Origin of the sequence: Candidatus Darwinibacter acetoxidans (assembly GCF_041936445.1) — a bacterium.
Taxonomy (GTDB): Bacteria; Bacillota; Limnochordia; order Darwinibacteriales; family Darwinibacteriaceae; genus DTU010.
Genome location: NZ_JBHGXH010000251.1, coordinates 1 through 1,772, shown reverse-complemented (window position 1 = coordinate 1,772; position 1,772 = coordinate 1). Strand labels below are relative to the sequence as shown.

Below are 1,772 nucleotides of genomic sequence, written 5' to 3'. Positions count from 1 at the left end.
CAGCGCCGTGGCCAAAAACATGGGAAGATGGCTCGTCACGGCCACGATGGCGTCGTGTTCTTCGGGGGTTAGGGTGATCGGGATCGAGTGCAGTGCGCAAACCAGATCTGTCGCCATTTCGACGGCTTCTTTGCTCGAAATGGCGCTCGGGACGACGGCCCATGCGGCGCCCTCGAATAAATCTGCCGAAGAGTTATCGATGCCTGCCCTTTCTTTGCCGGCCATTGGATGAAGCCCCACGTACTTTTCCTTCCAGATTGCCGATAACTGCTTTACTATCGCAGATTTGGTGCTCGCCGTATCCGTTACGGCTTTTAACCCTTTACCGGCAAAGGGCGCTACTTTTTCGCTTAGCAGCTTCATTTGGCTTGGGGGCACCGCCAATATGAGCAGTTCCGCTTTGCCTGCCATCTTTTCGGGTTCGCAGGCATGCGTGACGGCGTCCGAAGCGAGAGCGACGTCTATCGCGTCTTCATTTACGTCCCAGCCGAGCACCCTGTGAGACGCCTCGTTTTTTAGCAGGCTCTTGCCTATGGAGCCTCCTATGAGCCCCAGTCCTATGATGCCTATGCTGCTACACTGCACTTTGATCCCTCCGGGACTTTGCCGGGCATTATGGAAAGCAGCCTGTTTACGGATTTCATGAGATCGCCAAATTGTTCGAAATCGAGCGACTGGTCCCCATCGCTTGTCGCTTCTTTGGGATTCGGATGCACCTCGACGATCAAGCCGTCGGCACCGGCCGCCAAAGCCGCAAGGCTCATGCTGGGGACGAGCTCGCTCTTTCCCGTTCCGTGGCTGGGGTCTACGATTACGGGGAGGTGGCTCAAGCTCTTGACCAGGGGTACGGCATTTAGATCCAGGGTGTTGCGGGTCCTTTTTTCGAAGCTCCTTATTCCACGCTCGCACAAGATGACGTTGAAGTTGCCGCCTGCCATGATGTATTCTGCGGCCTGAAGCCACTCGTCTATGGTGGCCATCATGCCCCGTTTGAGCAAGACGGGTTTGTCCACCTTCCCTAAAGCCTTGAGAAGCGAGAAATTTTGCATGTTGCGGGAACCGACCTGCAGGATGTCTGCGTGCGGCAGCATGAAGTCGATGTCTTCAGGCGTCATTACCTCTGTAACTATGGGAAGGCCTGTAGCTTTTTTTGCCTCCGACAGCAAGGCCAGCCCTTCGGCCCCAAGGCCTTGGAATGAGTAGGGACTGGTCCTTGGCTTATAGGCACCTCCCCGAAGGGCAGTGGCGCCCGAGTTTTTTATCGCCTTTGCTGTCTTTACGATCTGTTCTTCCCCTTCAACTGCGCAAGGGCCGGCTATGATTAGAACGTTTCCTCCTCCTACTGCGACGCCGGGGGCTATCTCTACTATGCTGTCTTTTTGACTCCATTCCCTGCTGACCAAGGGAAAAGGTGCCTTTACTTCGGTCAGTTGGGCGACTTCGGGCATGGTTTTTATCTTGCCTTCATCGATCTGTCCTTCTGCCAGCACGATTGCCTCCGGCTCGTTTTTTGTGATGCGAGCCGTTATCCCCATTTGATCCAGTTTCATGAGCAGCTTGCCTGCCGATTCGTCTCTTTTTGTCTTTATAATTGCTCTTGTCGCTTCCATTTTTCTTTCCTCCTTTTAAAATAAAAAAATCCGGGGTTCGGCTTGAGACCGAACCCCGGATTTAACTTGCTACTATGATACTTTACTTTATGGTGTTACAGTAAATGCTCCCGCCCGGCGGCCGGTCTCCATAAGAAAATTGGCCAGAAGCGTAATAATAAC

2 protein-coding genes are annotated in these 1,772 nt (G+C 53.6%); both read right to left on the bottom strand.

What is annotated here, in order from left to right:
• Positions 1–585 (bottom strand): prephenate dehydrogenase (locus tag ACE4YL_RS09645; protein ID WP_461369579.1); only part of this gene is annotated, 585 nt, incomplete at its 3' end.
• Positions 567–1,610, bottom strand: a complete 1,044-nt coding sequence (gene aroF, locus ACE4YL_RS09640) for a 3-deoxy-7-phosphoheptulonate synthase (RefSeq protein ID WP_461369578.1) — start codon at positions 1,608–1,610, stop codon at positions 567–569. The genes aroF and ACE4YL_RS09645, both read right to left, overlap by 19 nt.
• Positions 1,611–1,772 lie beyond the last annotated feature (162 nt).

Bases quoted from the DNA above. Each gene is read 5' to 3' on its own strand.
- aroF (WP_461369578.1), bottom strand. From the start codon at position 1,610: ATGGAAGCGACAAGAGCAATTATAAAGACAAAAAGAGACGAATCGGCA.